Annotated in this window: 4 protein-coding genes and 1 tRNA gene; 2 read left to right on the forward strand and 3 right to left on the reverse strand. The window is 58.5% G+C overall.

Translation table 11 applies throughout. The features are described from left to right. Positions 1-120 precede the first annotated feature (120 nt). The 3 genes from VGG64_07680 to VGG64_07690 form a co-directional block, all read right to left on the reverse strand. Positions 121-960, reverse strand: a complete 840-nt coding sequence (locus VGG64_07680; protein HEY1599466.1) for a hypothetical protein — start codon at positions 958-960, stop codon at positions 121-123. A 61-nt stretch (positions 961-1,021) separates the two neighbouring features. After that, the gene (locus tag VGG64_07685) at positions 1,022-3,316 is read right to left on the reverse strand and encodes a GH92 family glycosyl hydrolase (GenBank protein ID HEY1599467.1); all 2,295 of its coding nucleotides are present in this window, start codon (positions 3,314-3,316) and stop codon (positions 1,022-1,024) included. Between the two features lie 273 nt (positions 3,317-3,589). Next, the gene (locus tag VGG64_07690) at positions 3,590-4,042 is read right to left on the reverse strand and encodes a hypothetical protein (protein ID HEY1599468.1); all 453 of its coding nucleotides are present in this window, start codon (positions 4,040-4,042) and stop codon (positions 3,590-3,592) included. A gap of 545 nt (positions 4,043-4,587) precedes the next feature. Here VGG64_07690 and VGG64_07695 point away from each other — a divergent pair. Together VGG64_07695 and VGG64_07700 are read left to right on the forward strand one after the other, a co-directional pair. Next, the gene (locus VGG64_07695; protein ID HEY1599469.1) at positions 4,588-5,562 is read left to right on the forward strand and encodes a PEP-CTERM sorting domain-containing protein; all 975 of its coding nucleotides are present in this window, start codon (positions 4,588-4,590) and stop codon (positions 5,560-5,562) included. A gap of 199 nt (positions 5,563-5,761) precedes the next feature. After that, a tRNA-Leu gene (locus VGG64_07700) sits at positions 5,762-5,845 on the forward strand. Positions 5,846-5,858: the final 13 nt, after the last annotated feature.

Consider the following 5,858-nt stretch of genomic DNA (forward strand, 5'->3'; position numbering starts at 1 on the left):
GCCATTTAAGCTGAGGAGTTGGGGCTTTCGGTGACGCGCGATCGATAGAGTCGCGTCGTCCGTTGACCAGCACGCAGTCTGCGCTGTTGGAAAGTCAGCGGCTTCCGGACGACGCAGCCATCATTCTACGATCACGCGGCGGACCGACTTGATTTGAAATTCGTCGGCCGTGGGTTCCAGGTCTTCTTCTTCGGCCACGATCGTCACACTTCCCCAGTGCAAGAAGGAGTCTCGAAAATCCTCGATGGGAATGGCCTCTCGACTGTACATGTCCATAACCTGGCCGCCGCCGACATAGAATACGTGATGGCCCTCCTGGCCATGGAATCGGCTTTGCAACTCGGCAGACAGTTGATCGAAGTACGGGTTGTCGAACCACACCTCGTCGCCCGGTAGGAACTCTTCGGCCTGGAAAACGTCACCCTCTTCGGGATCGGGCTGTTCGAAGAGCGTGCCGACACCTTCGTCGGGTAAATCGTTAGGAATCACCTTGTCGCGCAGCAGTTCGTCCAGTTCGGCAAGCTTCTTCGCGTCAGCCGTGTCGATCAAGCCCTTCAGCATGACGAGCGTCGAAAGTTTATGGCAGCGGACGCCGCTCTCAGTGCGCCAGAGATCGCGGATCGATGCGGTGGGACTGCGGCGTGGGACGAAAGAACCCTCGTCGTTCTGCACCCAAAACTTGGGGTTGCGATACTCCGGGCGGCCGCGATAGGCATGAGGAAAGTACGCCTTAACCGTGGCGACACTTTCCACGATTTTCAGCCGCAGTTCGATTTCCTTTTCAGAAAGATCGGCCGTTTCCAGTTCGTCACGGGCCGTTTCCAAGAGCGCGGCCAGTTCCTTGGAACCAATTTGCCCGTCGCGTTGTGCCTCGCCCTGAGCTTGCACGCCTTCGCGGCCGCAGAGCGTTAGAGCCGTTACCCCTACGATCACCCACCATGATTGGCGAAGTTCACGCATCGCTTGCCCTCCTCTTCAATGGTTCCTACGAATCTCCTCGCATCGCAAACGTGGTGGCTTTTTAGCGGGGAACGGGGTGCGCCCCCATTTCGAAGCGCAACTGTCCGCCTGACGCGATTTCGCTGTGCTTTATCCAAGTGCGATCAACAGCCGTGCCGTTGATCCAAACTTTCTGCACGTAGGGATGATCGGTGGCAAAGTATTCAGCCACGATCGAGAGGTGGCGGTCGCCGAGCTGAACTTCGGCACGTTCCCACAGCGGGCTCGCCATTTCATAGCGGTCCGAACCGGCCGTGGGATACAGCCCTAGCGAGCTAAGCACGTACCACGCTGACAGAGTTCCGCCGTCGTCGTTGCCGTCGAGGCCGTTTTCGGCCTCGCCATATTTCTTCTCTAGGATCCAGCGTACCCATTTTTGGGTCAGATCCGGTCGATCCGCCGCGTTGAACAGATAAGCGGCGTAGATGTCTGGTTGATTGCCGTGCCAGTAATAGGAATTGGGACGAACGCCCACCTCGGGTTCGGACTTGGCAAAGAACTCGTCCAGTTCGTCGACGAAATACTCGCGGCTCTTGAAGAGCGCGATTAGGCCGGCCGGGTCGAACGTCACGGCCCACCGCCATTGCAAGGCGTTTCCTTCGACGTAGTCGTCGGTATATTTCTTGCCGGCGTCGGCGTAGGTTAGCAACAGCGGACGAAATTCCGCGACGAAGCGACCCTGCGAGTCGCGCGGTTGAAAGTATTGCGTCTCAGGGTTCCACAGTTTGCGATAGTATTGGGCGTGCTTGTCGAACAATTGCGCGTCGTCGCGGTGTCCGAGTGCCTCGGCCAATCGCGCGATGGCATGGTCCGCATAACAATACTCGAGCGTTCGTGACACAGCCTGCGACATCAGGTCAGCGGGGCAGTATTCGTATTTCAGATAATCTTCGATGCCCTTGCGGCCAGAAAACGCCGCGCCTGGCGGTGTCGGCCCCAGGGCCGTTTTGCGCATCGCCTGATAGGCGGCTTCGATGTCGAAGTCGCGAATGCCTTTGAGGTATGTGTCTGCGATCACGATATCGGCCGGCGTGCCAAACATCGAATTCGAATAGCCGCTGCCAGACGGCCAGCGTGGCAAATATCCTCCTTGCTTGGCCATGTCGACCAGCGATACGACCATGTCTCGCTGCTCGCGCGGAGCAATCAGCGTGTACAGCGGGTGAGTGGTGCGAAAGGTGTCCCACAACGACATGTCTGTGTAATACGTGAATCCGGATGCCTGATGGACTTGACCGTCAAAGCCCAGGTATTCGCCGTTGGCGTCGTTGAAGACGGTGGGCATCAAGAACGAGTGATAGATTCCGCTGTAAAAGATGGTTTGCTGCTTTTTTGTGCCTCCTTCGACGCGGGCGAGCGCGAGTTTCTCTTCCCACAGTTGCTTTGCCTTTTCCAAAACCTGATCGAAGCCTTGATCGGCTGCCTCGGCCTCCAGATTCGCGCGGGCGTTTTTGATGCTTACATACGAAATCGCGACTTTTAATTCGACGGATGGTTGCGCGTGGTTGTTCTCGAGCGTCAGATCGACACCGACTTCGTCCCCGGAAGCCTCGGCCTGGTTGGGCGACAGGGCGTCTCCTTTCCAGGTTGCGAAGGCGGCGAATGGTCGGCTCGAGCGCGCGACGAAATAGACTTTGCCACCACCATGGCGGCCGGAGAAAGTACCGAAGGTCCGCACCGCGCCCTCGACTTCGTGCGCCGCGGCCAACACGCGAACTTCGCCCTCGCTACTCCGCCCTTTTCCCAGCACGCTCGTCACGTGGATTTGTAGGTGGGGCGTCTGCCCATCCGAAAATGTGTAGCGATGCAAGCCCACGCGGCAGGTCGCCGTCAACTCGGCAACAATCCCGGGATGGGGCAATTCGACCGCATAGTAGCCTGGAAACGCGGCTTCTTTGTCGTGCGAGTAAACCGCATTAAGTCCCAAATGTTTGTCCGTGCTCGCGAACGGTGTGATGCTCGGCACGATAAGAAAATTGCCGCCGTCGGTAGCGCCCGTGCCGCTCAATCTTGTGTGACTAAAGCCAAGAAGCTTCTCGTCTCCGTAGTAATAGCCCGAGCTGTTCGCCGCTTTTCTTCCCGTGGGCGAGACCGTATCCGGGCTCAGTCGGACCATGCCGAACGGGACCGTGGCGCCGGGAAAGTTGTTTCCGCACAGATAGGTAATTCCACCGGTGCCAATGAAGGGGTTCACCCGCCGGCCCAGTTCGCCGGCCTGCACCGTTGTCGGTAGCGCCGGCACCGCGGCGTGCGCCGCTGACGCGGGCCCGGCGAGAAGGCAACCGAAGAGCACGATCATTCGAGTTTGTCGCGGCATCATTCACACAAATGCATTGTTTTCGGGGACGCGGGGCTTGGCATGTGCTGGCATGATAACGCCCCCATAGTGCGCTCCGCAAACTGCGGCAGCCAGCGAAATCACCTGCTTGATGGCGCGGACCGTGACCAATCTCTGGGGGATTCGCTTGACGTGACCATCACGGCCGGAGGACCATCGAACAACTTTCGGTTACATGGCCCGTTAGAATAATCTCGGGCCCATTGCTGGCCTAAGCGCGTTGCGGATTCGGGCTTGAATCTCTGGGACGCTTCAGGCCTTCTTCGCGGCCAGCGGGCCGGGCGGACCTAACTTTCGCAGGATCGATTCCTGGGCGAAGCGGCGGTTTTGACCCGTGCCGTTGGTGTGCTTTTGACCGTTGGCTAGATGCCAGGCTGCCCAAATCGCTTCGTCGAGACTCTCGACAAGACCCACTACGTCGTCGGAGCGCGCCGGATCCAGCAGCAGCACCCAGGTATAGCCGGCATCTTCTTCTTCGTTGGTCGCGAATCCCAGTCGATCGATCTTCCAAGCCGGTATGTCGACAAGCTGCGTCAACAGTTGCACGACGCCTTGCGACTTCTCGTCCGATTGATAATCGTCATTGCCAAAGGCGACGATGATGCCGTGATGCCATAGCAACGCGCCACGCTGCATGTCGACGATTTGCCGCGTGACGTAGTTCGCCACCCGCACTGCCTCAGTCGGCCAATCCACTCCACGCATTTCGGGCGTCCTCCACGATTTACCAAGCGCTCGTGCGGCGAGGCCCGTCGGGGCGATGCCGCCATTCCTGTATTCTTGGCAGCTACGGCCACGTTGTCACGTCGGTGGGGGCGTTCGCTTCCCGTGTAATCGCCGGTACGCGAGCCAGGCAAGAGATGTTCGGCGGGATCATTTTAGCGCAATTCTGCGAGTTCCATCGTTTACAACGTTCGCGATGACTTGCCACCTGACCAGCACCGGTTCGGGTGCCAATCCGTGCGGGCCGGGGAATCACCCTGGGCGATCAGGTTCGAGCGGTTGAAGGCATGCAGCCGGGCAACTACAATTTTAATTCTCATGGGTCGTGGCGGGTGATCCTTTCCATCGCAGGGGCAGGTGCCGGCCGGCGGCACTTCTCAGTTCTCCCATAGATCGCTACTGAATATCACTCAAAAAACGTGCCCCTTGTCTCGCCGCCAGGCGTCGAGACCGGTGCGCGTTTTTTCGTTGACGTAGTGATCTTCTGCTGAATCTGCCACGTTATTGCGAGATGGAGAGCGAGAGCCATGAGTCGTTTATTGTTCGTGCGTGTGATCGTGCTTGGAGGGCTGTCGATTCTGCCTGCGGACAATCGTTGTATCGCGGACGAATACCTGCTGGTCAATGGACAGGGTACTAACAACGTTATCAAATTCGATTTGGGCTCTGGAGCGTCCTCGCTGTACGCGCAGTATCACTTGCTCGACGAGCCTCGCAACCTGGCCATGGATTCGGCGGGGAATCTTTATTCATCGTTGAATGGCGGCGGCTTGAACGTCGTCAAGCTCGTGCCCAATCCCGGTAGCAGCGTGCTGGTGCCGACGAACTTTACGGCGTCGATCGGCGGCGACGGACCGGGCCAGATCCAGTTTTACAATGGCGACCTGTACGTCGCCGGCGACGAGTCGCGCGTGATCTATCAGTACGACGGAGCGACGGGCACCGAGGTCAGCACGTTCACCTCGCCCCAGTCGGGAAACATCCGCGCGATGGCCATCAACGGCGATTCGTTGTACGACGAGGAGATCTTTCAGGATCGAGTCCACCAATTCGACCTGACGCAAAGCCCGCCCACGAACAGCCTGTTGTTTCAAGACACGACGAACTTGAACAGGGCCTCGAACATGACCATCGGCCCACAGGGAGTCCTGGTCTTTGCCAACACCGACGATACCTTGATTCAAGAGTACAGCAGCGCAGGCGTTTTCCTGGGCACCCTGGCCAACGTCAAAAACTTTGACAGCAGCCTGACGTCGACCTGGGACGTTTTGTACAGTCCTGTCCTGCAGAACTATTTTGTCAGCGCGGGAAACGAAGTATTCCGCCTGGACGTGAATGGGACCCTGTTGCAAACCTATCAGAGTAGCCTCCTCATCCGCGCGACCGGGCTTCTCATCGTGCCAGAACCCAGCACCCTAGGGCTGGCCCTAGTGGGCGTTCTTGCCCTGGTACTGCTTGGTCGGATTCGCCGCACGTCGGGTGGGCCCTGCACAATTCGGTGAACTTGCGGGCCGTTTTGCTGGTGACTCCCGAGCGAGATTGCAAGGGCGTGCTTGCCGACGAGACCGATAAAAGGGGTTGCCCGGCCGACTATCCCGCGAAGCAGGACCGGACTTCGTTGCGCGAATCTGTAGCGGCCAGTTTGATCGTCGCTTGACGATGGGAGCAAAAGACTTAGACTTCGCAGATAGCTTGGCAGACGCGGGAATGGCGGAATTGGCAGACGCGCTAGGTTGAGGGCCTAGTGGCCGCAAGGTCGTGCAGGTTCAAGTCCTGTTTCCCGCACTCAAACGTAGTA

It is taken from the genome of Pirellulales bacterium, assembly GCA_036490175.1.
Taxonomy (GTDB): Bacteria; Planctomycetota; Planctomycetia; order Pirellulales; family JACPPG01; genus JACPPG01.

What these genes read in the sequence shown, in the direction of transcription:
- VGG64_07680 (HEY1599466.1), bottom strand. Translation starts at nt 960, where the DNA reads ATGCGTGAACTTCGCCAATCATGGTGGGTGATCGTAGGGGTAACGGCT.
- VGG64_07685 (HEY1599467.1), bottom strand. Translation starts at nt 3,316, where the DNA reads ATGCCGCGACAAACTCGAATGATCGTGCTCTTCGGTTGCCTTCTCGCC.
- VGG64_07690 (HEY1599468.1), bottom strand. Translation starts at nt 4,042, where the DNA reads ATGCGTGGAGTGGATTGGCCGACTGAGGCAGTGCGGGTGGCGAACTAC.
- VGG64_07695 (HEY1599469.1), top strand. Translation starts at nt 4,588, where the DNA reads ATGAGTCGTTTATTGTTCGTGCGTGTGATCGTGCTTGGAGGGCTGTCG.